Origin of the sequence: Rhizobium sp. NZLR10 (genome assembly GCF_019685125.1) — a bacterium.
In the GTDB taxonomy this organism is placed as follows: Bacteria; Pseudomonadota; Alphaproteobacteria; order Rhizobiales; family Rhizobiaceae; genus Rhizobium.
On record NZ_JABDWE010000013.1, the window covers coordinates 29577 to 54318 of the forward strand.

The 24742-nt window shown below is 58.4% G+C and carries 24 protein-coding genes; 16 read left to right on the top strand and 8 right to left on the bottom strand.

Features of this window, described 5'->3' with window-relative positions:
- Positions 1 to 67: 67 nt before the first annotated feature.
- The 5 genes from HJB82_RS19535 to rnhA all read left to right on the top strand — a co-directional run bounded on the left by HJB82_RS19535 (position 68) and on the right by rnhA (position 3759).
- Positions 68 to 448, top strand: a complete 381-nt coding sequence (locus tag HJB82_RS19535) for a DUF983 domain-containing protein (RefSeq protein ID WP_207583219.1) — start codon at positions 68 to 70, stop codon at positions 446 to 448.
- On the top strand, positions 441 to 1196 hold the full coding sequence (locus HJB82_RS19540) for an SURF1 family protein (RefSeq protein ID WP_207583220.1): 756 nt from the start codon (positions 441 to 443) through the stop codon (positions 1194 to 1196). Before HJB82_RS19535 ends, HJB82_RS19540 begins: the two co-directional genes overlap by 8 nt.
- Before the next feature lie 63 nt (positions 1197 to 1259).
- Positions 1260 to 2261 carry a 4-hydroxy-3-methylbut-2-enyl diphosphate reductase gene (ispH, locus tag HJB82_RS19545; RefSeq protein WP_207583221.1) on the top strand — a complete coding sequence of 334 codons (1002 nt, stop codon included), beginning with the start codon at positions 1260 to 1262 and terminating at the stop codon, positions 2259 to 2261.
- Positions 2262 to 2341: 80 nt separating this feature from the next.
- Positions 2342 to 3307: a homoserine kinase gene (locus HJB82_RS19550; RefSeq protein ID WP_207583222.1), complete on the top strand. Its 966-nt coding sequence runs from the start codon at positions 2342 to 2344 to the stop codon at positions 3305 to 3307.
- Complete coding sequence (rnhA, locus tag HJB82_RS19555) at positions 3304 to 3759, top strand: ribonuclease HI (protein ID WP_207583223.1); 456 nt, start codon at positions 3304 to 3306, stop codon at positions 3757 to 3759. Before HJB82_RS19550 ends, rnhA begins: the two co-directional genes overlap by 4 nt.
- A gap of 288 nt (positions 3760 to 4047) precedes the next feature.
- Here rnhA and HJB82_RS19560 read toward each other — a convergent pair whose 3' ends face one another.
- The 3 genes from HJB82_RS19560 to HJB82_RS19570 all read right to left on the bottom strand — a co-directional run bounded on the left by HJB82_RS19560 (position 4048) and on the right by HJB82_RS19570 (position 6107).
- Complete coding sequence (locus tag HJB82_RS19560; protein ID WP_221141046.1) at positions 4048 to 5115, bottom strand: putative zinc-binding metallopeptidase; 1068 nt, start codon at positions 5113 to 5115, stop codon at positions 4048 to 4050.
- A gap of 94 nt (positions 5116 to 5209) precedes the next feature.
- A complete protein-coding gene (locus HJB82_RS19565; RefSeq protein ID WP_007632797.1) occupies positions 5210 to 5401 on the bottom strand; it encodes a CsbD family protein in 192 nt (63 codons plus the stop codon).
- A gap of 100 nt (positions 5402 to 5501) precedes the next feature.
- Positions 5502 to 6107, bottom strand: a complete 606-nt coding sequence (locus tag HJB82_RS19570; protein WP_207583225.1) for a YqgE/AlgH family protein — start codon at positions 6105 to 6107, stop codon at positions 5502 to 5504.
- A gap of 139 nt (positions 6108 to 6246) precedes the next feature.
- Between HJB82_RS19570 and HJB82_RS19575 the strand changes: the two genes are divergently transcribed.
- Both HJB82_RS19575 and HJB82_RS19580 read left to right on the top strand, forming a co-directional pair.
- Positions 6247 to 7086 (top strand): protein-disulfide reductase DsbD domain-containing protein, encoded by an 840-nt coding sequence (locus HJB82_RS19575; RefSeq protein WP_221141048.1) that lies wholly within the window; start codon positions 6247 to 6249, stop codon positions 7084 to 7086.
- Positions 7087 to 7228: 142 nt separating this feature from the next.
- Positions 7229 to 7714: a peroxiredoxin gene (locus HJB82_RS19580; RefSeq protein ID WP_221141050.1), complete on the top strand. Its 486-nt coding sequence runs from the start codon at positions 7229 to 7231 to the stop codon at positions 7712 to 7714.
- Positions 7715 to 8110: 396 nt separating this feature from the next.
- Here the strand turns inward: HJB82_RS19580 and HJB82_RS19585 are convergent, their stop codons facing one another.
- Positions 8111 to 8320: a hypothetical protein gene (locus HJB82_RS19585; protein WP_221132246.1), complete on the bottom strand. Its 210-nt coding sequence runs from the start codon at positions 8318 to 8320 to the stop codon at positions 8111 to 8113.
- A 509-nt stretch (positions 8321 to 8829) separates the two neighbouring features.
- Here HJB82_RS19585 and HJB82_RS31665 point away from each other — a divergent pair.
- Genes HJB82_RS31665 through HJB82_RS19600 form a run of 4 tightly spaced genes read left to right on the top strand, consistent with a single transcriptional unit; the run spans position 8830 to position 11489 of the window.
- Positions 8830 to 8958: a hypothetical protein gene (locus HJB82_RS31665; protein ID WP_259669774.1), complete on the top strand. Its 129-nt coding sequence runs from the start codon at positions 8830 to 8832 to the stop codon at positions 8956 to 8958.
- Positions 8955 to 9704 (top strand): metal ABC transporter ATP-binding protein, encoded by a 750-nt coding sequence (locus tag HJB82_RS19590; protein ID WP_221116897.1) that lies wholly within the window; start codon positions 8955 to 8957, stop codon positions 9702 to 9704. The genes HJB82_RS31665 and HJB82_RS19590 overlap by 4 nt, the downstream gene beginning before the upstream one ends.
- A complete protein-coding gene (locus HJB82_RS19595) occupies positions 9701 to 10573 on the top strand; it encodes a metal ABC transporter permease (RefSeq protein ID WP_221116898.1) in 873 nt (290 codons plus the stop codon). Before HJB82_RS19590 ends, HJB82_RS19595 begins: the two co-directional genes overlap by 4 nt.
- A gap of 16 nt (positions 10574 to 10589) precedes the next feature.
- On the top strand, positions 10590 to 11489 hold the full coding sequence (locus tag HJB82_RS19600; RefSeq protein WP_221132245.1) for a metal ABC transporter solute-binding protein, Zn/Mn family: 900 nt from the start codon (positions 10590 to 10592) through the stop codon (positions 11487 to 11489).
- A gap of 12 nt (positions 11490 to 11501) precedes the next feature.
- Here the strand turns inward: HJB82_RS19600 and HJB82_RS19605 are convergent, their stop codons facing one another.
- The 4 genes from HJB82_RS19605 to HJB82_RS19620 form a co-directional block, all read right to left on the bottom strand.
- Complete coding sequence (locus HJB82_RS19605; RefSeq protein WP_221116900.1) at positions 11502 to 12086, bottom strand: cation transporter; 585 nt, start codon at positions 12084 to 12086, stop codon at positions 11502 to 11504.
- Positions 12087 to 12240: 154 nt separating this feature from the next.
- The gene (locus HJB82_RS19610) at positions 12241 to 12549 is read right to left on the bottom strand and encodes a Dabb family protein (protein ID WP_221141052.1); all 309 of its coding nucleotides are present in this window, start codon (positions 12547 to 12549) and stop codon (positions 12241 to 12243) included.
- A gap of 159 nt (positions 12550 to 12708) precedes the next feature.
- On the bottom strand, positions 12709 to 14889 hold the full coding sequence (locus HJB82_RS19615) for a methyl-accepting chemotaxis protein (RefSeq protein ID WP_221141054.1): 2181 nt from the start codon (positions 14887 to 14889) through the stop codon (positions 12709 to 12711).
- Positions 14890 to 15219: 330 nt separating this feature from the next.
- Positions 15220 to 15645, bottom strand: a complete 426-nt coding sequence (locus HJB82_RS19620; protein WP_221141055.1) for a hypothetical protein — start codon at positions 15643 to 15645, stop codon at positions 15220 to 15222.
- 606 nt (positions 15646 to 16251) lie between these two features.
- Here HJB82_RS19620 and HJB82_RS19625 point away from each other — a divergent pair.
- From HJB82_RS19625 to HJB82_RS19645, 5 genes are all read left to right on the top strand, one after another.
- A complete protein-coding gene (locus HJB82_RS19625; RefSeq protein WP_221141057.1) occupies positions 16252 to 18489 on the top strand; it encodes a class I SAM-dependent DNA methyltransferase in 2238 nt (745 codons plus the stop codon).
- Positions 18486 to 19826 (top strand): restriction endonuclease subunit S, encoded by a 1341-nt coding sequence (locus HJB82_RS19630; protein ID WP_221141059.1) that lies wholly within the window; start codon positions 18486 to 18488, stop codon positions 19824 to 19826. Before HJB82_RS19625 ends, HJB82_RS19630 begins: the two co-directional genes overlap by 4 nt.
- A gap of 2 nt (positions 19827 to 19828) precedes the next feature.
- The gene (locus HJB82_RS19635) at positions 19829 to 20413 is read left to right on the top strand and encodes a hypothetical protein (RefSeq protein ID WP_221141061.1); all 585 of its coding nucleotides are present in this window, start codon (positions 19829 to 19831) and stop codon (positions 20411 to 20413) included.
- 8 nt (positions 20414 to 20421) lie between these two features.
- Complete coding sequence (locus tag HJB82_RS19640) at positions 20422 to 23499, top strand: type I restriction endonuclease subunit R (protein ID WP_221141063.1); 3078 nt, start codon at positions 20422 to 20424, stop codon at positions 23497 to 23499.
- A 653-nt stretch (positions 23500 to 24152) separates the two neighbouring features.
- Complete coding sequence (locus HJB82_RS19645) at positions 24153 to 24635, top strand: hypothetical protein (protein WP_221141065.1); 483 nt, start codon at positions 24153 to 24155, stop codon at positions 24633 to 24635.
- The last annotated feature ends 107 nt before the right edge of the window (positions 24636 to 24742 follow it).

The window sequence follows — 24742 nt, forward strand, 5'->3', positions numbered from 1 at the left end:
TTTCCATTCGGGATGCGAATACTTTATGGGAGAGTTAAGGCAGCATGGACTGCCGAGAAGGAATGGCATGAGCGAAGATAGCGCCCATTATCCCCCCGTCGACCCGGTCAAGACAGGCATCAAGGGCTGCTGCCCGCGCTGCGGCCAGGGCAAGCTGTTCGATGGTCTGCTCGGGCTCAAGCCGCGCTGCGCGTCCTGCGGCCTCGATTATTCCTTCGCCGATTCCGGTGACGGCCCGGCCGTTTTCGTCATCCTCATCGTCGGCTTCATCGTCATAGGCATGGTATTGTGGCTGCAGGTGAATTACGGGCCGCCGATCTGGGTGCACATCCTGCTCTTCGGGCCGCTGACGATTATCCTGTCGCTGCTGACGCTGCGCTGGTTCAAGGGCATCCTGATCGCCATGCAATACCGCCATAATGCCCGCGAAGGACGCCTGAGTGACTGATATAGAGCACGTAATGCCGCGCCGCCGGCTGCCTGTCATCACCGGCATCCTGGTACTGATCGCCCTTGCCATCCTGATTTCGCTCGGCACCTGGCAGGTGGAACGCCTCCACTGGAAGGAAGGCCTGCTTGCCGATATCGCCGCGCGCCAGCTGGCTGCCCCCGTTCCGCTTGCCGATATCGAGGCGATGGCAGCAAGCGGCGGCGACATCGAATATCGCAGGGTCACCGCCACCGGCCGCTATATCAACAACAAGGAGCGGCACTTCTTCGCCACCTGGCGCGGCCAGACCGGCTTCTACGTCTATACGCCCCTCGAGCTTGCCGACGGGCGCACGCTCTTGGTCAATCGCGGCTTCGTTCCCTATGAGAACAAGGAGCCGGAAATGCGCATGCAGGGCCAGCTGACCGACCAGCAAACCGTCACCGGCCTGGCCCGCGAAAAACTTCCCGGCAAACCCTCCTGGGTGGTGCCGGACAACGACGTCGCCAAGAACATCTTCTACTGGAAAGATCTCGACGTCATGGCCGAAAGCGTCGGGCTGGACAAGGCGCGCGTCATTCCGTTTTTCGTCGATGCAGATTCCACCCCCAATCCGGCCGGCCTGCCGATCGGCGGCGTCACCCAAGTGGCTCTGCCGAACGACCACCTGCAATATGCCTTCACCTGGTACGGGCTTGCCGCCGTGCTCGTCACCGTGGTCGGGATCTCCTGGTTCCGCAAACCCGGCAAGCAGCCTGCGCAATAGTATCGCTTCAATTCTCGCTTATATTGGGCTAGAGGTCCCTAAATCTCTCAACCCGGAACAGACATGAATATTGCGGCGAAACCTCCTTTGACGATCAGGCTCTGCGGCCCGCGCGGCTTCTGCGCCGGCGTCGACCGCGCCATCCAGATCGTCGTGCTGGCGCTGAAATCCTATGGCGCGCCAGTCTATGTGCGCCACGAGATCGTCCACAATCGCTACGTCGTCGAGGGGCTGGAGGCCAAGGGCGCCGTCTTCGTCGAGGAGCTCGACGAGATCCCGGCCGAGCATCGCGCCCAGCCGGTGGTCTTTTCAGCCCATGGCGTGCCGAAATCCGTGCCGGAGGATGCGGCGAGCCGCAACCTGTTCTATCTCGACGCCACCTGCCCGCTGGTCTCCAAGGTCCACAAGCAGGCGATGCGCCACAATCGCCTCGGCCGCCATGTCGTCCTCATCGGCCATGCCGGCCACCCCGAGGTGATCGGCACGATGGGGCAGCTGCCGGAGGGTTCGGTTTCGCTGATCGAGACGATCGAGGATGCCGACGCCTATGTTCCCGTTGACGCCGACAATCTTGGCTATGTCACCCAGACGACGCTGTCGGTCGACGATACCGCCGGCGTCATCACCCGCCTGCACGAGCGCTTCCCGAATCTGACGGCGCCGGCAGCGGACTCGATCTGTTATGCGACGACCAACCGCCAGGAAGTGGTGAAGCAGGCAGCTCCCGGCTGCGATCTCTTCATCATCGTCGGCGCGCCGAATTCCTCCAATTCCAGGCGCCTCGTCGAAGTGGCGCTGAGGGCAGGGGCGAAGAAATCGATCCTGGTGCAGCGCGCCGCCGAACTCGACTGGAACGAGATCGGCACGATTTCGACGCTCGGCCTTTCCGCCGGCGCCTCCGCTCCCGAGGTCATCGTCAATGAGATCATCGAGGCGTTCCGCGCCCGCTTCGACGCCCGCGTCGAGCTGGCCGAAACGGTGCGGGAGACCGAAAATTTCCTCGTCAATCGCGAATTGCGCAGCATCGAGCTGACGGCGGCCGACATGGCCTTCGTCAACGGCTGATCATTTTAAAACCCTATCGCGACCCCGGATCGTCAGTCCGGTGGATCCAATAACAGCAATGCATGAAGGCGAGACCTCACTTGGCAGTCTATACCGATATCGCCGAAGACGATCTGAAATGGTTCCTGACGGAATATGACGCGGGCACGCTGCTCTCCTACAAGGGGATCGCCGAAGGCGTCGAAAACTCCAATTTCCTGCTGCACACCTCCAAGGACCCGCTGATCCTGACGCTCTATGAGAAGCGGGTGGAAAAGACCGATCTGCCGTTTTTTCTCGGCCTGATGCAGCATCTTGCCGCCCGCGGCTTGTCCTGCCCGCTGCCGCTGCCGCGCCGCGATGGCGCGCTGCTCGGTTCGCTTTCCGGCCGCCCGGCGGCGCTGATTTCCTTCCTCGAAGGCATGTGGCTCAGAAAGCCGGAAGCCAAGCATTGCCGCGAGGTCGGCCGGGCGCTGGCCGAAATGCATGTCGCCGGCGAAGGTTTCGCGCTGAAGCGCCCGAACGCGCTTTCGATCGACGGCTGGCAATCGCTCTGGGAGAAGTCCGAGGCACGCGCCGGCGAGGTCGAGCCCGGCCTGCAGAACGAGATCCGCAGCGAACTCGATTTCCTCTCCGCCGCCTGGCCGAAGGGCCTGCCGGCTGGCGTCATCCACGCCGACCTCTTCCCCGACAATGTCTTCTTCCTCGGCGATCGGCTCTCCGGCCTGATCGATTTCTATTTCGCCTGCAACGACCTGCTCGCCTATGACGTCTCGATCTGCCTGAATGCCTGGTGTTTCGAAAAGGACGGCGCTTACAACATCACCAAGGGCACGGCGATGCTCGAGGGTTACCAGAGCGTGCGCCCGTTGAGCGAAGCCGAAATCGCCGCCTTGCCGGTGCTGTCGCGCGGTTCGGCGCTGCGGTTCTTCCTGACGCGGCTCTATGACTGGCTGACGACGCCTGAGGGCGCCATGGTCACCAAGAAGGACCCGCTTGAATATCTCCGCAAACTGCGCTTCCACCGGCAGATCAAATCGCCGGCCGAATATGGATTGAGCCTATGAAACACGTCGATATCTTCACCGACGGCGCATGCTCCGGCAATCCCGGCCCCGGCGGCTGGGGCGCGGTGCTGCGTTATGGCGACACCGAAAAAGAGCTGTGCGGCGGCGAGGCGGATACCACCAACAACCGCATGGAACTGCTGGCGGCAATCTCGGCGTTGCAGGCATTGAAGAGCCCGTGCGAGGTCGATCTCTATACCGACAGCGCCTATGTCAAGGACGGCATCTCCAAGTGGATTTTCGGCTGGAAGAAAAACGGCTGGAAGACCGCCGACAAGAAGCCGGTGAAGAATGCCGAGCTCTGGCAGGCGCTGGAAGAAGCCCGCAACCGCCACACGGTGACGCTGCACTGGGTCAAGGGCCACGCCGGCCACCCGGAAAACGAACGCGCCGATGAACTTGCACGCAGGGGCATGGAGCCGTTCAAGAAGGGCAAGGCGGTTTCGTTCTAAGTAAGCCGGATAATGGGCAGGATTGTTTCTCCTGCTGCTCGAGGCGCTGCCACGATTCCCCTTCTCCCCAGCGGGGAGAAGATGCCGGCAGGCAGATGAGGGGGTGAGCGGCGAGCGCGAATGCGCTGAGCGCGAGCGAAGGGCAATGATGAAGGGCACGCCGTGCGTGCACCCTCATCAGACCCTTCGGGCCACCGACCGCGGTCGAGCCACAGGTCTCGACCCGTCCTTCGGACCCCCGCTGGGGAGAAGAGGAAGCAAGCAGCAGCTCTCTCGCGCCGCCGCCTGCTACGATGCCGCCGCGCCTTGGATCAGCCGGTGCAGATATTCGAGCTTGGCCACGACAGGTGAGGAGAGCACGAAGGGGTAGGAATCCGGTTGGCCCATGCTGCGCTGGATGGCGTTGATCGCCAGGCTGAGCGGCACCCAGGCGCTGACCAGCTGTTCGGCGCTCCTTGCCCGGTAGGGGAGGAAATCCACCTCGCCGGCGATTTCCTCATGGCCGCGAGGATCGATGGCGATGCCGAAGGCGCGGGCGGTTTCGAGCGTATCGACGATATGGAGGTAGTGGGCGAAACATTCGGCAAAATCCTCCCAGGGGTGGGATGCAGCATAGGCGCTGATGAAATTGTCCTGCCATCCCGAGGGCGCGCCGCCGGCATAGTGGTTTTGCAGGGCGGCTGCATAATCCTGCCGCTCGTCGCCGAAGACGGCGCGGAAATCCGCCTGGCCGTTGCGGTCGCGCACCAGCTTGTTCCAGATGAAATGGCCGGTCTCATGGCGGAAATGGCCAAGCAGGGTGCGATAGGGTTCGTTCATCGAACTGCGCGCCTGCTCGCGCGTCGCATCGTCGGCCTCTGCGGCGCGGATGGTGATCAGCCCTTCCTCGTGGCCGGTCATGGCCGGCACGACGTAGCCGTTGCTCTCGATCGAATCTTCGAGGAAATCGAACACCAGGCCACCTTTCGTATCTTGCGCCCGATCGGGATGCGGCAGCCTCCAGCGCAACAGCGAATAAAACAGATGACGCTGCGCCTGGCTGATGCGCCGCCAGCGATCGATTCCGTTTTGGGTATCGGTGTTCGGAACCAGCCGGTTATGGCGGCAGGCAACGCAGAATTCGCTTTCGCCATCGCCATCCACCAGCCAGTTGCAGATATCGAGGCCGGCATTGGCGCAGAAGCGGACTTCACGGTCGGGGTCCGAAACGAGCTGCCAAAGCGTTTCGTCGCGCGGCTCCAGCGCATGCATGGCGAGATCGCCGGGCAGGAAGCCGAGGCGATGGTTGCAACGGACGCATTGGCGGTTGTCGAAGTGGACGACCTGATCGCAATTGTCGCAGGCGAAAAGCTTCATCGTATATCTCTGCACAGCCTGAGTGTGGTGGATTAAAAATGCCTGCCGCGCGAGGGGCGCAGCAGGCATGGTTCATGACGGATGAGCTTGCGGCTCAGAGCCGGTCGACGGCGCCCTTGAGCTTGTCCTTGACCTTGCCGGTTGCGACCTGTCCCTTGCCTTTGGCTTCCTGAACGGTGCCCTTGGCCTGCATTTCGCGATCATCCGTGGCCTTGCCGACGGCCTGTTTGGTCTTGCCGGCAATTTCGTTTGCCTTGCCGGAAATCTTGTCGCTGGTGCTACCCATAGGTGATGTCTCCTTCGTCAGCACGGGCCTCTTGCCCGTGTTTGCCGAAGTGAAACGTCAATCGCAACTATTCGTTCCCGCCACATTCAGGCCAGTCGGCTCAGGCATGCCCGGCTTCGGCCGAAAGCATGGCAGCGGTAACGCCCATGCCGGCGAGCGCCCGCTCGTATTTGTCGTCGAGGCTGCGGTCGAAGATCAGTTCCTCATTGGCCGCGCAGGTGAGCCAGCCATTGTTGACGACCTCGTTTTCCAGCTGGCCGGCCGACCAGGAGGAATAGCCGAGCAGCATCGTCGCGCGCGTTGGCCCATCGCCCTTGGAGATGGCACGTACGATGTCGAGCGTCGCCGTCAGGCAGATGTCGTCGCTGACGGGGATCGAGGAATCGCTGGAGTAATCGTCCGAATGCAGCACGAAGCCGCGGCCGCTTTCCACCGGGCCGCCGGTCTGGATCGGGAAGTCGCGCGCTCGCTTCGGCAGCACGATCGAATCTTCCTGCTTGATCATATCGAGATGCAGCAGCACATCGGTGAAGGTGAGGTTCTGCGGGCGGTTGATGACGAAGCCCATGGCGCCGGCATCCGAATGAGCGCAGATATAGATCACCGTGCGCGCAAAATTGCGGTCTTCGATGCCGGGCATGGCGATGAGGAACTGGCCATCGAAGAAGCCACGTTCCCGTCTGTTCTTCAGCGTCGATAAGGACATCGTTCCTCCTGCTGCCAACCGCACCGAGGCTTGACAAGAGAAACATGGGCCAATGTCACACATCAATCAACCAAAAATGAAGATTTAAATCGCCGCGACTTCTGGCGGCCAAACAGCACTTTCGATAAACCTTTGTTCCATGATGATTATTTCCTCGGTCCCGCGCCGGCTTTTAATTGCGGTCGTCTCAATGGGCGCAGCCCTCGCCGCCCATTGTTCGGCCCACGCGGAAATGAGCGCCTGGGCGGAGAACGAAGGCGGCCGTATGCGCCTCGTCGCACTGGCGCCCGATGCCGCCGGCAAAATCCGCGCCGCTCTGCAGATCGAGCCGAAAGCAGGCTGGATCACCTATTGGAAAGAGCCCGGAAACAGCGGCATTCCGCCTCAGTTCACCATCGCGGCGGGCAGCGGCGTGACGCTCGATGCCATCGGCTATCCCGTTCCGAAGCATTTCTTCAACGGCGTGGTCGAGGATATCGGCTATGACGCGCCGGTAACGCTGCCGCTGTCGCTGAAAGCGGCAGGCAAAGGCGAAGTCGAGATCGACGCCTTGGCCTTCATCGGCATCTGCAAAGATATCTGCATTCCCTTCCAGGCGAATTTTCAGCTGAAGCTTGGCCCTGCCATCCAGTCGCACCGCCAAGAGGAGGCGATCCTTGCGGCGGCCGATGCAAGCCTGCCGAAGGCGCCATCGGCCGATTTCGATGTGACGGCGCATGCGATGGCGGCTGACCGGAAGACGCTGTCGCTGACGCTGGCCTTGCCGGGCGAAGGGACGGGCGCGCCCGATATCATCGTCACCGGGCCGAGCGGTTATGCCTTCACCAAGCAGATCGGCGGCAAACGCGACGGCGCTGTCTTCAAGACCGATGTCGCCATCGGCAAACTGCCGAAGGATTACGACATATCAGGCAAGCGCTGGGGCGTGCTGGTAATCAATGGCGAAAGGGCAATGGAGACGACCGTTCCTTTTGAGTGACGGGCTTGCCTTTGAACGCTCGGCCTTGCCTTTGAAGGAGCCGATCTTATAGTCGCCGCAGATCCTTCTGCGGTGCCCGCCGCCGCCAATGCCAGAACCTCAACAAGCCGGCCCTCCAAAGCCGGAACTCAAGGAGAAAACCATGACCATCGCAATCGGCGACAAGCTTCCTGCTGCCACCTTCAAGGAAAAGACCGCTGACGGCCCGGTCGAAATCACCACGGACCAGCTCTTTTCCGGCAAACGCGTCGTGCTGTTTGCCGTGCCGGGCGCCTTCACGCCCACTTGCTCGCTGAACCACCTGCCGGGTTATCTCGAAAACCGCGACACCATCCTCGGCAAAGGCGTCGACGACATCGCCGTTGTCTCTGTCAACGACTGGCATGTGATGGGCGCCTGGGCGCAATCCTCCGGCGGCATGGGCAAGATCCACTTCCTCGCCGATTGGGACGCCGGCTTCACCAAGGCCGTCGGCCTCGACACCGACCTCTCCGCCGGCGGCCTCGGCCTGCGCTCCAAGCGTTATTCGATGCTGCTGGAAGACGGCGTGGTCAAAGCCCTCAACATCGAGGAAAGCCCCGGCCAGGCCACGGTCTCGGGTGCAGCCGCGATGCTGGAATTGCTCTGAGCTTTCGATGGGTATCTGCCACTTAATACCTGGAAATCGACGCACTGAGTTTGGCCTATTGGCCCCCAACCCTCTGTCATCCCAGGCCTTGAGCCTGGGATCCACGCCCGGCGCTGATCGAGGACAAAGTGGATCCTCGGGTCAAGCCCTGGGTCAAGCCCGAGGACGACGGAGGGTGGGGCGGCTTTTGGAGCAAGGGCAGCGACGTGTGGGGACAAGTTGCATTGTGATCAACCAGAGGAACCGAACGCTCGGTATTGGGTGCGACATCTAAGCTGGAGCGCTGCGCCTGCGCGCATCAACAGATGAAGGCGCGGCCGTTCAGTCGGCCTTTTCCAATTGTTTGGGCAGTCCTGAGGTGTGATGCAGAAAAGTGCGAGCGGGTTTCGGCGGCTCTCAGGGCCATCCCCATTGCCCAGCCAGGCTTCCGATAGTGGCAAACGCGCCAAACAGCAGCATCAGCGGAAAAACCCGCTTTGCATACCAGCCGTGTTCGCCGGGAGTCATTTTCATCGGGTCGCGACGGCTCGTGATGGCTGGAAACATCAGCCAGAGCACAATAACGAACGTCACGCCTGCTGCGGCAAAGAATATGGCGCTTGTCATGGCCAGACACTACAACTTCGTTGAAATTCATCAATGATGTTTCGGCATCCTGAGTGCAGCGCACGCCAACGGCGAGTTTGGCAGAACCACGCTCCCAATCTCCTTCATCCCAGGCCTCCGAGCCTGGGATCCACGCCCGGTGCCGATCGAGAGCAGAGTGGATCCTCGGGTCAAGCCCGAAGAGGACGGAGGGTGGGGTGGCTTTTGGAGCTAGGACCGCGGCGTTTGGCCGGATGCACGCCCATTGTGCTTCTCGTCGGTCGCCCTCGCTAACGTCCGGCAGGCTCGGGCTTGGCCTCGAGCACAATGTCGCTGCTGGCCGACGCTGCTTCGACAGGTTCAGCCTCCACTCCGGCCTGATCATGGAGCAAGTCTGGCCTGACGCACTTGGCTGTCAAATGGCCGCACCTCGCTATCCCGCAATAACAACTTCGCGACGAAGCCGCGCCTCAATCTCGCCGCAATCGTTATAACATAACCGTAATGTTATTACATTTGTAGGATGAGCCATGCCCCCGAGTCCCGACCGCCCCTTCGTCAGCCTGCTGGGACAGTCGGCTCTATCCAGAGTGATCGGCATCTCGCTGGTCGTTGCCGCCCTTTGGCTGGCCATTCATTGGGCGGTTCTGCTGCCATGACGCCGGCGATCCGTCTCGACAATCTGACGGTCGCCTATAACCGGCATCCCGCCATCCACCATGTCTCCGGCGCCTTTGCGCCGGGCAGCCTGACGGCGATTGCCGGGCCGAATGGGGCGGGCAAGTCGACGTTGTTGAAGGCGATTATGGGTGAGCTTCGCCCGGCCGAAGGCAGGGTCGAGCACCGGCTGGGGCGAGCGGAGTTCGGTTATCTCCCGCAGGCGGCCGAGATCGACCGGCGTTTTCCGATCTCGGTCATCGACACCGTCATGCTCGGCGCCTGGAAGACGGCAGGAGCCTTCGGTCGAATTGCTGCGGCCGAGGTGAAGAGGGCAGGCGAGGCGCTATCTGCCGTCGGCCTCGAAGGTTTTGGAAAACGTCATGTCGGATCGTTGTCGGCCGGCCAATTCCAGCGTGTGCTGTTTGCCCGCCTGCTGCTGCAGGATGCCGGCATCATCCTGCTCGACGAGCCGTTTACGGCAATCGATGCCCGCACCACCAGGGACCTGATCGATATCGTCACCCGCTGGCATGGCGAGGGCCGCACGGTGATTGCCGTGCTGCATGATTTCGAGCTCGTGCGCGCGCATTTTCCCGAGACCCTGCTGCTTGCCCGCGAGCTTGTCGGCTGGGGCCCGACCGCCGAGGTCATGTCTTCAGTCAATCTGCTGAAGGCCCGCGCCATGGCCGAGCGCTGGGATGAGGATGCCGAGGCTTGCGGCCCTGAACAGGCGCCGGCGGCATGACGGCTTACGATCTCTTCTTCGCGCCGTTTGCCGATTTCGGTTTCATGCGCCGGGCGCTGGTCGCCTGCCTTTGCCTCGGACTCGGCTCCGGGCCGATCGGCGTCTTCCTGATGCTCAGGCGCATGAGCCTGATGGGCGATGCCATGAGCCATGCCGTGCTGCCGGGGGCGGCGATCGGTTACCTCGTCGCCGGCTCGCTGTCGCTGACGGCGATGGGCCTCGGCGGCCTTGTCGCCGGCCTGTCGGTGGCGCTGCTTTCCGGCGCCGTCAGCCGGATGACCGTGCTGCAGGAGGATGCGAGCTTTGCCAGCTTCTATCTCGCGTCGCTGGCGCTCGGCGTGCTGATCGTCTCGCTGCGCGGTTCGAATATCGATCTGCTGCATGTGCTCTTCGGCACCATTCTGGCGATCGATGCTCCGGCCCTTTATCTGATCGGCGCGATCACCTCGCTGACCCTTGTCATCCTCGCCCTCATCTACCGCCCGCTGGTGGCCGAATGCTTCGATCCCGGTTTCCTGCGCGCCGTCGGCGGGCGCGGGCCGGTCTATCACGTGCTGTTCCTGCTGCTGGTGGTCTTGAACCTCGTCGCCAGCTTCCAGGCGCTCGGCACGCTGATGGCCGTCGGCCTGATGATGCTGCCGGCGGCGGTCGCCCAGCTCTGGTCGCGCAACTTAGCCGTGATGATGGCGATCGCTGCTTCAAGTGCCGCCGCCTCCGGCTATCTCGGCCTGATCGCCTCCTACCATCTCGAACTCGCCTCCGGCCCGACGATCATCATGACGGCGGCGATCCTCTACGCCTTTTCCATCCTTTTCGCGCCCTCCGGCCTCGCCAGGCGCTTCTTTCCCCGCCCGCATCTGAAGGGCTGATCCCAAGGAGACTTCGATGACCCCGCAAAGACTGCTTCTCTCCGCAGCAATCCCCGCTCTGATGGCGCTGTCGGCCATGCCGGCCTCCGCCGAAACGCTGAAGGTGGTTGCCTCCTTCACCGTGCTTGCCGACGTCGTCAAACAAGTCGGCGGCGACCATGTTGACGTGAAGAGCCTGGTTGGGCCGAATGGCGATCCCCATGAATTCGAGCCGTCCCCGGCCGACGCCAAGAATTTGAACGCGGCTCAAGTGACTTTCGTCAGCGGCGAAGGGCTGGAAGGCTGGATGGACCGGCTGATCACCGCCTCGGGCTACAAGGGCAAGCCGGTCACCGTCTCCGAAGGCATCGACACCCGCACCATGGATGAGGACGGCGAAAAGATCACCGATCCGCATGTCTGGAACAGCCCGGTCAACGTCAAGATCTGGGTCGCCAATATCGAAAGGGCGCTGTCATCTGCCGACCCCGCCGATGCCGCGGCGTTCAAGGCCAATGCCGAGACGTATACAAAGAGGCTGGACGAATTGAACACCTACGCCCACGCGAAATTCGACAAGGTAGCCGACGATCGCCGCAAGGTGCTGACCAGCCATGATGCCTTCGGTTATTTCGGCCGCGAGTATAATGTCAGCTTCCTCGCGCCCCTCGGCCTTTCCACCGAAAGCGAGGCATCGGCCGCCGACGTCGCCAAGCTGATCGAGCAGATCAAGGGCGAGCACGTGAAGGCCTATTTCTTCGAGAATTCCAACGATCCCCGCCTCGTCAAGCAGGTCGCCAAGGCAACCAGTGCCGAGCCCGGCGGCGAGCTCTATGTCGAGTCCCTCTCCGACGCCAAGGGTCCGGCGCCGACCTATGAGAAGATGTTCCGCTACAATGTCGACCAGCTCGCCGCCGCCATGGCGAAATCGAGCTGAGCCGGCGCACAGTCAGGGTGCGGCCCGGTGCTCGTCACGGGCCGCAGTCCACACCTCGCGCGCCGCATCGACATTCATGATTGCGATGCCGATCCCGACGATCAGGTCGGGCCACGCCGACGTCCAGAAAAACGCGGTGATCAATCCCGCACCGACGATTGCAATATTCGCGACCGCGTCGTTGCGGGCGGACAGGAAGGCCGCCTTCGTCAGGCTTCCGCCGTGATGACGAAAGCGGGCGAGCAGCAAGGCGCAGCCCAGATTGACGACGAGGGCGCCGAGGCCAGTCAGGGATAACGCAAAGGCCTCGGGCGCAACAGGCACGGTGAACTTCTGCCAAGCGGTCCAGATCGTGGCGATCGCCGGTGCGAGCAGAATTGCGGCGAGTGCCATGCCGACGCGGGCTCGCGACCGCATCGACCAGCCGAGCGCCATCAGGATCAACAGATTGACCGAGGCATCTTCGAGGAAATCGACCGAGTCTGCGAAAAGCGAGACAGACCCGATCGAAAGGGCGACCGTGAACTCGATTCCGAAATAGGCGAGGTTCGCGAGCGCGACGATCGTGACGGCGCGGCGAAGGGCGGAACTTTGCATATCCGTATCAGTCTTTTCCATAAATCAGCCGAGGACGGCGCTGTTTGCTCGCGGCTGCGAGACACTGCTGCAAGCCTAAGTGCAGCATGTCCTTGCAGCACAAGGGGAGGGCCGCTCGGGCCGATCCCGTTTTCGCGTAGACCGCTTGCGGCTCTTAGAGATTGAGGTCGAAGACCAGGATGCCGGCAAGGCCTCCATCCGTCGAAGAGACGATGCGCTCGCCAACGGTCGCATGCTCGGGATGGATGAGATAGGCGTCGCGAGCCTCAGCACTCTCAAAGGTCACGGCAAAACCGTCGACGAAGCCGCCATGCAGCCCCTCGGGCGAAACGTTCGGCCCGTATTTGATATCAAGGATGCCGGGAATAACCTGCTTGAGGGCGGCGATCGCCGCAAACAGCGACTGCTTGTCGTCGCTCGTCATCGCGGTCTTCAGCCGCAGGAATACGCAGTGCAGGATCATCAGTGCTCCTCCCGATTTTCTGTGTCGGCAGAATAGCCGCGAAAGCCGGGAGGGCAATGAGATTATTTCCACGCCGGCGTTGCGGCGTGAAGCTGGCTCTTTTGTTTATGCAGGTCGGTGTCTCGGAACCGCTGCACACGTCCTGATGACATGCATTGATCAGCTCGCCAGCTTCATCGCTGCTGGCGACTGGCTGGCGCGCGAAACTGCGCCGCCGAGGCCGAAGCGGCCGACGACCGCTGCCAGGTTCTCCGTTTCCTGCGCAAGCCCCTGTGCTGCGGCCGTCGTCTCTTCGACCATGGCGGCGTTCTGCTGGGTAACCTTGTCCATCAGATCGGCGGCGGCGGAAACTTCCCGCAGGCTGATTGCCTGCGCCTGCGCGCTGGTGGCGATTTCATTGACCGTATCGCTCATGCCGACAACGCGATCGACGATCTTGGAGAGCGCCACACCGGTTTCTTCGACCAGGTTGACGCCGGTCTGAACCTGCGACGACGACATCGAGATCAGCCCGCTGATTTCCTTTGCCGCCTGGGCGGAGCGTTGCGCCAGTTCCCTGACCTCCTGGGCGACGACGGCAAAGCCCTTGCCGGCTTCACCGGCCCGCGCTGCCTCGACGCCGGCATTGAGCGCCAGCAGGTTGGTCTGGAAGGCGATTTCGTCGATCACCCGGATGATATTGCCGATCTTGCCGGAGGAGCCCTGGATTTCGGTCATCGCCTCGATCGCACGGGCAACGACTTCGCCGCCCTTTTCGGCATCGGCGCGGGCAAGCTTCATCGTTTGCTGCGCGCTGTTTGCCCCTTCGGACGTGTCGTTGACGCCGCGGGTGACCTCACCGAGTGCCGCGACCGTTTCCTCCAGTGAGGCGGCCTGCTGTTCCGTGCGCCGCGCAAGATCGTTCGACGCCGTCGAAATCTCGCCGAGGCCTGAGCGGATGGTGTAAACGGCGTGGACGACGTTGCGGATGGTGTCTTCCAATGCGGAAACCGACGTATTGAAGTTCGCCCGGATCGTCTCGAATTCCGGCGCCACCTTGTCGTTCATCCTGACGGTCAGATCGCCCGAAGCCAGAAGGCCGAACCGGCTCTGCACGACTTCGACGAAATGGTGCAGATCCTCGGCCTTGGCCTGCTCGAGGTCGCCCTGGCGTTTGCGGTCGGTTTCGACCTGCGCCTGAAGCGTCTCCTGCTCGTCCTTGAGCGCCTCGCCGCGGGCGAGTTGATGGCGGAATTTTTCGAGCGCGCTCTTCAGGCTTCCAAGCTCGTCGGCGCTGCCATTATGGTCGATCTGCTCGCGATAATTCCCGCCCGCCATCTTCTGGACGGCGCTCAGAATGCCCTTCAGCGGCTTGCCGATCAGGGTGCGGCTCGCCGTCAGAATGACGCCGAGCATCACGGCCAGAATAAGAAGTCCGCCAATGACCGTATTATAGATCTGTTGCCAAACCGGCGCCGAGAAGGTTGCGGCCGGCACATCCAGGACCGCTGCCCAGGTGGTGTTCATTCCGCGGGCGGTAAACGGATAGACCAGGCGGACGGCGCCATCAGGCAAACCAGATATCACCCGCATCTTGCCGTCGGCCAGCGCCTGCTTGACGTCATCCGCGCCGGCATCGGCATAGTCCTTCATCAGATTGTCTTTGTCGGGATGGGCGAGCCACTTGCCGTCATTGGCAAGCAGCATGACCCGCCCGCCATCGAAGGGGTGCATCTGCGTCAAGGCGGCTGTGAGATCATCGAGTTTGATATCGACGCCAGCCAGGCCAACGACAGTCCCGTTCACCTGCATCGGCACCGAAACCGAGGTGACGAGCTTATTCATGTTGGTCAGATAGGGAGAGGTGATGATCGCCTTTCCGCTCTTCAGGGGCGCGCTGTAATATTCGTCCTCAGGCTTGATGCTCCATGTCGAGAATTCCATCTTGCCGTCATCGCCCTTGGTCCAATACGGCGTGAAAATGCCCTCCTTGTTCAAGGCATCCGTGCCGGTTGTCGGGTGGGGACCGTCGATCAATTCGCACATCCAGGCGCCGAACACGCTCGGATATTGCGGAGCCACGGCCTTGATCATCGCAACGATGTCGGCCCGGCTTTTCGATCCGCCGTCGACGAAACCGGAGAGGCTTGCGGCCAGAGCCGTACCGGCCGAGGTGGCCTCGGTGATATTGGTTGCCACCTGTTGGCTGACCACGGCCGCCTGCTCGGTCGCAAGCGCCATGACCTCCCGCTCGGTATTGGTCTTCACACTCACCGCATTGAAGGCGGTGTAAGCGATCAGGACGCCGGCGATCGCAGTGCCGGTCGCAAGGATGAGTTTCGCTGAAACGGTTCTGATCATCTAAAAAGCCCTTCATGTCGGCTGATGAAATCTGCTTCGGGCGCGAGGTCATCGAGGAAGGCTGGCGGCGCTGAATGAGGGATAGGCGAGCCACGCATGCGTGCGGGTGAGCACGCGTCTCTGTCTTCGAAACCAGGCGAATTGAAAATTTCGGCGGGTTCATCCCGAAGATGCAAGCGGAAACATCACCGCGCGCCGTGCGGATCGTCATCGGGAGCGGCAACATTGCCGGCTGCGATGACGATCATCATTGCGGTCAGTACAAGATCAGCAGGCTGTGAATAAAAGTTTAAGGGCCAGGAAATTCAATCAAAATCGGCGAGATGAAGACTACATCTGATCGGTCGTGACCATCGGGCGCTTGTAGATCTTCTGGACCAGATCGCGGGACAAGACGCGGGCTTGGTCTTTCTCAGCCGCCGTCATCGGCCGGCAGGTGTTCCGGATGTTGGAACCATCGAGCACTGTCGCGGCACCCGAATTGGCGATGACGAGGTGCCAACTGCAGGACGCGACCTTGTCGATGGCAACGGCACCGTGGCAACCGGTGGACAGGCAGAAGGCGACGGTTACCTGTGCGCCGTGATCGCCTTTACCAGCCAGCTCCATGGCCGTCTTGAAATCCTTGACCCAGCGCTCGCAATGTCCCTGTTTTTCCCCCGGCAGGCAGCTCTTGGTGACGGGAGTGAGTTCGCCGGCCTGAAGCGGCGCGACGCAAAAAACACCCAAGGACAGGGTGAGCAGAAACTTGAGCATGGGATTTTCCTTGTGCAAGCAATGAGAGGCGCACATCGCCGGCCGTTGGTCAATGACCCTTTATGGGAGGGAAGGGGCGCTCTTTATGGAAATTGCCGCGCCACCCGGAAAATCCGAAATTGTGTAGCCAATACACCAACTCTTTCCCTCAACTCAAACCGGCCGGATTGCACCGATTGCGGACGTTCAGACGATGAGCGACCATAGAGGTTCAGTACGCTGACGGCGCTGCCGAAATTGAGTACTTAACCCTTTCGGACACGTAAACCACATAAGCCTGCTGTGTACGCAAAGCTATACCCCAGCGTACAAGCCCCCATCCCGCTTATACCCTTTCCGTCAGGGCTAAAGCTGGTACAGAGACTGTACTCATTGACGGGCATATATTGGAAGCCGTCCAACAAGCGCGTCCATGGGGGAACTGGATGTACAAGGCAACTTAAATACCCCCTCGCAAAAATTTATCAGATTCCGAAACGCGACCTGTCAGTGATCAGTAGCCCTCCGATCACCGCCGAAGCAATTTAAGAAGGAATAGCGCACTGCGGCGGAGCAAAGAAGCAAGTTCGCTATCAAATCTTGTGGTATTCCGCCTTGAGGACTCTGATGCGCTCAGTCTATGCAGATTACCAACTCCTTGTAAAACGTGATTCTTTCAATGGGACAAATCGTGTGAGCCATAACCATGATCAACTTGTAGGCTTCATCTGGAACATCGCGAATAAGTTGCGCGGCCCTTATCGCCCCCCGCAATACAGACGCGTGATGCTCCCTATGATCGTGTTGCGTCGTATGGATTGTGTCCTCGCTCCGGCTCGAACCAAAGTACGCGCGCAGTATGAAAAGCTGGTAGCCCAAGGTCACAGCGAAGAAGCAATCCATAAGATCCTCGGCAAGTCCGCAACCGAGGGCCGGGATCAGCCGCTTTACAATACCAGCAAGTACGACTTCGAAAATCTTCTCGGAGAACCAGATCAGATTGCGCGTAACCTAATCACTTACATTGATAGCTTTTCGCCCAAAGCCAGGGACATATTTGACAAATTTGGTTTCGAACAGGAGGTTGAAAAGCTCGACAATGCCAACCGATTATTTCTGATTATACAGGAATTCGCTAAGCCTGAAGTTGATCTACACCCAAAAAAGATAAGTAATCTACAGATGGGATATATCTTCGAGGAGCTGGTTCGCAAGTTCAACGAACAGGCTAACGAGGAAGCCGGGGACCATTTCACACCTCGTGAAGTCATTCGGTTAATGGCCCATCTGATGTATACCGACGACGAGGAGGTCTATACGCCCGGCATTGCAAGAACGATCTATGACCCTACGTGTGGAACCGGGGGTATGCTTTCCCTATCTGAAGAGTACATCCGCGAGCAGAACCCGCAGGCAAACCTGATCCTCTACGGTCAAGAGTATAATGCCGAATCCTATGCGATCTGTTGCTCCGATTTGCTTATCAAGGATGAGCCCATCGACAACATCCATTTCGGTGACACGCTCGGCGATGGCAGGACGGAAGACGGCCATGCGGACAAGAAGTTTCACTACATGATGGCCAACCCACCGTTTGGCGTCGAATGGAAGACCCAGCAATCCATCGTTCAAAAGGAAGCCGATACCCTTGGGTTCTCTGGACGCTTTGGCGCAGGTACGCCGCGTATCAACGATGGTGCGTTGCTGTTTCTTCAGACAATGATCAGTAAGATGCGCCCAAGCCCCGAAGAAGGCGGAGACGGCTCCAAGATTGCGATTGTCTTCAATGGCTCGCCACTCTTCACAGGCGACGCCGGATCTGGCGAAAGTAATATCCGCCGCTGGATCATCGAGAACGATTGGCTGGATGCGATCATCGCGCTGCCGGACCAGATGTTCTACAACACCGGCATATTGACCTACATTTGGATGGTCACGAACCGCAAGCGTCCCGAACGGCGCGGCAAGGTGCAGCTAATTGACGCCACCAAACATTTCCAGAAAATGCGTAAGAGCCTGGGCAACAAGCGCAATGAACTCAGCGATGATCACATCAATGAGATTACCCGCCTATATGCTGCGTTCAAACACGACGACACCTCACGCGTGATCATCGATGGTGAGACTAAAGAGCGCATTTGTTCAAAGATCTTCGACAACCGTGACTTTGGCTATCTCAAGATAATCGTTGAGCGGCCCCTCAAGTTAAATTTCCAGGCCAGCGCCGACCGTATCGCGCGGCTTGCTGGTGAGACGGCTTTTACAAAGTTGGCTGAAAGTAAAAAGCGCAAAGACGCGGCTGTTGTCGCTGCGGAGGAAAAGGCCGGTAAGGCTCTGCAAGATCAGATCATCGCCGTGCTGGCAAGCATGCCTGACACTTTGGTGAAGAACCGTCCCAGCTTCATCAAGTTACTCAATGTTGCCTTCAATGCTTCAGCGGTTAAGCTGGAAGGGCCGGTCCGTAATGCGATCCTGAGTGCTCTATCGGAACGTGATGAGTCCGCCGACACCTGCCTTGATGCCAAACGCAACCCCGAGCCGGATACTGAGCTGCGCGATACCGAACTGGTGCCGCTACCCACAGATATTGAGCTTCCCTTGCTTAACGCTGGCGAAGGTGAACTGAATGATGATGAGCTGCCCGAACTTGTGTTTGACCATGTCGAGGCCTATCTGGCCGCCGAGGTGCATCCGCATGTGTCTGACGCCTGGGTCGATCACAAGAAAACCAAGATGGGCTATGAAGTCCCGCTCAACCGGCATTTCTATGTATATGAACCGCCGCGCCCGTTGGAAGAGATTGAAGCGGATATCGAGGGAGTTACCCGCGACATCATGGAAATGCTTAAGGGGATCACCTCATGAGCTACGCGCCTTATCCAGCATATAAGGACAGTGGCGTCCCACGGCTTGGGCTAGTGCCAGTGGGCTGGGAGACCAGTCGGATTGACTTCCAATGTACCGTTAAGGCCCGCCTCGGGTGGAAAGGCCTGACAGCGTCCGAGTATGTTGATGAGGGCTACGTCTTCCTTGCCACGCCAAACATCAAAGGAAAAGAGATAGACTTTGAAAACGTCAATTACATCAACGAACAGAGGTACCTAGAATCTCCAGAGATAATGATCGAGCCAGGAGATGTTCTGCTTGCAAAAGATGGATCGACCCTCGGCACGACAAACTTCGTGCGTTCTCTACCAAGACCAGCAACGGTGAACAGCTCGATCGCTATTGTCAGGCCGCGAAAGAACAACATTGACGGTGCATTTATTTTCAGGTGGATTGAAGCCGATATCATCCAGTCGAAAATCCAGGAAATGAAGGATGGGCAAGGCGTTCCTCACCTTTTCCAATCGGATATTCGCAAGTTTCCCTTGCCGCTTCCCCCACTCGATGAGCAAATGGCCATTGCGCGGTTTTTGGATGAGAAGACCGCAGAGATTGATAGTCTGATCGCCAGGATGAGGGAGCTTCTGCGCCGTCTGTCCGAACAACGCACCGCGCTGATCACCCACGCTGTCACCAAAGGCCTCAACCCCGACACCCCCATGAAGCCCAGCGGCATCGACTGGCTCGGAGATGTGCCGGAGGGATGGGAGGTGAAGAAGATCAAATATTTGGCTAGCTACATTGGTAGTGGAAAAACCCCGCGCGGTGGAGCAGAAATCTATACCGATGAGGGCGTGATGATTTTACGCAGCCAGAACGTCTACGATGACGGATTGCGGCTGAACGATGTCGCTTTCGTCCCGGAAGAAGTTGAAGCGTTGCAGCGCAATACTCGGGTCAGGGAGGGTGATGTACTTCTCAACATCACAGGTGCATCTATTGGAAGATCCAGTATCGTCCCTGCTACCTTGGCTACCGCCAATGTAAACCAGCACGTGTGTATTTTCAGATCCATCCCTCAAAAACTGCAAAGTCGTTTCTTACATGCATTCTTCTGTTCGAGCGCAGGGAAGGAACAAGTTAGTTCGAACGAGAACGGCACTTCGCGAGAAGGACTGAACTTTCGGCAAGCAGGTAATCTAGTTTTAGCTCTTCCGCCGCTGAGCATGCAGAATGATATTGTTGAACACTTGGACGCAGAACTTGCGGCACTTGATAAGGTAGTGAAAACGACCGGTTACGGAATTGAACGGCTAAAAGAATACCGAACAGCGCTCATTACAGACGCAGTGACGGGTAAGATCAAGGTCGCGTAGCCATGGCAGTCAACGCACAGGGCTACTTCAACCAGCTAAAAACCCAGTTGTCTGTAAAATACTGTGTTTTACCCAACGAGAGTGGGCAACTGGTGCTGTCCGAAAAGCCAGAGCCGGAATCGCCGAAGCAAACGGTTCGCTTTACATTTTCTGGGACGGCTCTCGCGGTGAAGCTCGATAAGTTTCAAGAGCCATTGTTTCACTTTCTGGAAAACAAAGGGCACCCGTGGTCGAAACGCTGTGATTTTGTCGTGTTTCACTGCCGCCGTAACGCTATGCGTGCTTATTGTATCGAATTCAAGACAGCGCGCACCAATATCCCGGTCGATAAGGTCATTCCGCAGCTCAACTCTGGGTATCAATGGTGCCAGTCTTTGCATAATACCATCCGAAACTATACGACATCCCAACGCCGTCTGCAGGTTTCCAAGTTTCTTTTCACCGCCAGTCTCGACCCTTCCGCAGTGCTAGACCCAACTGGTCGCTATCTCCTGAAAGACACATCCATTCGGCATTACACCTTTAGCGAGGTCGATTTGATGGATTTGGATCAGATGGAGAACGAGCACATTTATTCAATTAGCTGACTGATCAAATGAGCAAGCACACAGAAATCCGTTTCGAAGATGCCATCATTGAGAGCCTGACTACGTCCGGCGGCTATACTTTGGGAGATCCTCGGAGTTTTGATGCTGAGCGTGGGCTGTTCTCAGATGACGTCATTGCATTCATCGAGGCGACGCAGGCTAAACGATGGGCCAGCTTGAAGGAGTTCCATGGGCTACGTGCCCGTGACACCTTGCTGGACTCGCTTTGTAAGGAGTTCTCGGCCAAGGGCTCGCTTCACGTGCTGCGCTACGGTTTCAAGTGCTTTGGTAAAAGATGGAAGCTCGCCTATCTTGCACCGGCCTCCAGAATGAACCCCGATGCGTTGGCGGATTATGCTGCCAACCGTTTGACTGCCACAAGGCAGGTGCATTTCGACCCCAAGCGAAGCGGCCTCGCACTCGATCTAGTGCTATCGGTCAACGGTTTGCCCATTGTGACGATGGAGCTGAAAAACCACATGTCCGGCCAGACAGTCGAGCATGCCAAGTCCCAGTACAAAAAGGACCGCGACCCAACTTGTCCCATCTTCCGTTTCAAAGAACGGGCACTCGTCCATTTCGCCGTGGATACCGATTTGGCCTATATGACCACGCGGCTGGACGGATCGAAGACGTTCTTCTTGCCCTTCAACAGGGGGCATGGACACGGCGCCGGTAATCCACCTAACGGCGACAACTATCGTACAGCCTATCTATGGGAGGAGATTCTGACCAAGGATAGCCTTATGGATATCCTTGCGCGTTTTTTACATCTGGAGACTGCTGAAAATAAAGTGGTTACCGAGCGTGGCATTAAGACCCACCGCAAAGAAACCATGATTTTTCCGCGTTATCATCAGCTGGACGCAGTACGGAAGTTGGTTGCGGATGCGAAGGCAAAAGGCCCAAGCCATAACTATCTGATCCAGCACTCTGCGGGTTCTGGCAAATCAAACTCCATTGCCTGGCTGGCGCATCGGCTATCGAGCCTGCACGATGAGAACGACCAGAAGGTGTTCAGTACCGTTGTGGTAATCACGGATCGGCGTGTGCTGGACCAGCAATTACAGGACACGATCTATCAGTTTGAGCACAAACAAGGTGTGGTCGAGAAGATCGACGAGAACACCCAGCAGCTGGCGAGGGCTCTTTCCGGAGGCGTTCCTATTGTCATTACTACGATCCAGAAATTCCCCTTCATCGCCCAGGCGTTGGATACGCTCGAAAAAAAGGGGACGGGCGTACAAATTGATACTACTGGCAAGACGTATGCTGTGATTGTGGATGAGGCACACAGCTCTCAAAGCGGTGAGACCGCGATGGAGCTACGCAAGGTGCTGAACCGCGAAGGGATTGCAGCGACCATTGCCGAGCAGGTCATTGACGACGACGAGGATGTGAGCCTTTCCGACGAAGCGAAGGAAGCTATGTTCCAGGAGATGCTCAAACGTCCGCGCCAGAAGAACATCAGCTTCTTTGCGTTCACCGCTACGCCCAAGTTTAAGACGCTCGCTGTTTTCAACGAGCCGGGCCAGAATGGGCGCCCGCCGTTTCATCATTACTCCATGAAGCAAGCCATCGAGGAAGGCTTCATCATGGACGTGCTTAAGAACTACACGACCTACAAGGCCTACTATGGGCTAATCAAGTCAATAGACGACGACCCGGCAGTGCCGCGCAAGCAAGCTGCACGACAGCTCGCCCGATTTATGAGCTTGCACCCACACAATATCGCTCAAAAGGTGGAAGTCATCATTGAGCATTTCCGTCACCACACCCGGCACAAGATCGGTGGCAGGGCTAAGGCAATGGTGGTGACTAGCTCCCGGGTGCATGCCGTGCGCTACAAGTTGGCCTTCGATAAGTATGTGCAAGCGAAAGGCTACCGAGACATCAAAGCACTGGTTGCCTTCTCAGGGAGCGTTAAAGACCCGGACTTTCCCGATAAGGAGTATACAGAAGTCGGAATGAACAAGGGGATTAAGGAGACTGAACTACCGGGAAAGTTTGGGACCGAGGAATATCAGGTCCTATTGGTCGCAGACAAATACCAGACCGGGTTTGACCAACCCTTACTGCACACAATGTATGTGGACAAACGTTTGTCCGGCATACAGGCAGTGCAAACCCTGTCGCGCTTGAACCGTCGAACAGCGGGGAAAGAAGATACCTTCGTGCTCGACTTCGTAAACGAGCGGGACGAGATATTTCAGTCCTTCAAGGACTACTATGAGACGACTGCCTCTGGCGAGGCCCCCGACCCACATCAGCTATACGAGCTGCAGCACACTATCGAGCAATGGCGCGTATTCAGCGCTGACGAGGTCGATCAAGTCTGTGAGATTTGGTTTAAGAACAGGAAGGAGCCTACTGCCTCAGATCATCGCCACATGAATGCTGTGATAGATCTGGCCGTCGAACGCTTCATCGCCTTGGAGGAGGCTGATCGAGAGCTTCTGCGTGGCAAAGTGAGCAGCTTCCGAAGCCTCTACGCCTTCCTTTCGCAGATTGTCCCTTATCAAGACTCTGATCAGGAGAGGCTCTATACGTATTTACGTCTGTTGATCCCGAAACTGCCTAAACGGGCGGAAGACAACCCGTTCCAGTTAAGTGATGAGGTTGAGCTGCAGTTCTATCGTTTGCAGAAGATCAGCGAAGGATCAATTGATCTCTCAGAAGGTGAGGCAGCGCCGCTTAAAGGGCCTACCGAAGTGGGGTCAGGGGCCTCCAAAGACGAGGCAGTGCAGCTCAGCCTGCTAGTGGATAGCCTCAATGAACGCTTCGGGACTGACTTCAACAAAGCCGACGAGCTGTTCTTTGATCAGGTTGTCGAGGTCGCTACGGGAAAAGGACGACTCCGAGACGCTGCTCGGGCGAACACCCTTGAGAACTTTTCTCTAGTCTTCAATACGATGCTTGAAGGCATGTTCATCGAACGTATGGATGGCAACGAAGAGATCTTTGCCAAACTGATGAACGATGATCGTTTTAGACAAGCTGCAGCTGATGGCCTCGTGAAGCGGGTCTATGACACCCTTAATGATCGCAACAAACGATCAGGCGATCCTGGTGAGGCGCCTGATTGAAGCGGCCACATGCAACCCGTTGCTTAGACCGTTCAGCCCTGTTATTGGGGCACAGAAGGGAGACATCGTGTCCCCCTAGCCATCCCTGAAGGCCCGGTTTCTACAGCTTTTAAGCGATGGTGGGCGCTCCCTCCCTGACCACTACACCCTCATGTAAAGTCCTGCGGGTTTTACCGTTAACCGACCTGCCCTCAACGTCAGCATGTTGCGCCGCGCCTTCTGTCGCTATAAAAATGGTACATCAAGGTGAGACATCGTGTTTCACTGCCCGCCCGTAGAGCCCTTGGTTTGTAACGCCTTTGATCTCAGGAAACGCTTCCTGCAAGCGGCACCATTTCATACATTCCATTCGTATCGGCATTTTTTGCACGTTGGGCTTCTCTAAGCCGTGGGGCGATCACTCGTGGCTGTTGCATGCCTCGCCGGTCTGTGCAAACCATAGACGCAAGAGGGAGACACCGTGTCTCCCTTGCCGCTGGCCGGGTTCAAGTAATTCAAGGCTTTAAGCGGATGGTGGACGCTCTCTCATTGTCCACAATTTTTCGAATATTTTCAGATGTCAACGCCCGGAAGTGTGGACAGCTAGCCGGGCCACCCCGTTGACTTGTTGATGTATCCGGGCATTGTGCACGCGTTGAGGTTGGGGAATGTTTATGTTTAGAACAACTGTTGCGGTCGCGGCTTTCGCCGTGCTGTTGGTTTCCTGCGTTCAGTCGAGCACTATGCGCGTGTCCAAGAACCAAATGATAATTCAGACCAGCGCAGAGCCGATGTGCGGCAGCGTGGGGGCAGCGAAGGCTGCGCAGAAGCAGGCTGCAGTCGAGACCATCAAGGCGGGCTATGATCGTTACATCATCACGTCTGCGGCGGCAGCAAGCAACGTGACGGCAACTCAGATGCCAGGACATTACAACACCTACGGCACCATAAACTCTTACGGTGGCTATGGCACGGTCAATGCAACGACAACCTACACGCCTGGCCCGATCATCTATGGCGGCTCACACGACCAGTCAATTGGCGTGGTGATGTTCAAGGACGGCGAGCCGGGCAGCAGTCAAGCGGTGTCCGCTCGCGAAGTACTCGGCCCTAAATGGGCAGTGATCGTCAAGGATGGCGTGAACCTTTGCAACTAAAGGCAGTGAAGTTAAAGGGGGACATCGTGTCCCCTAATTATCCCTGAAAGCCCGGTTCCCTCCGGGCCTATCACTTGGTCAATAGTGGCCAAAGGTGGCCCTTGCCG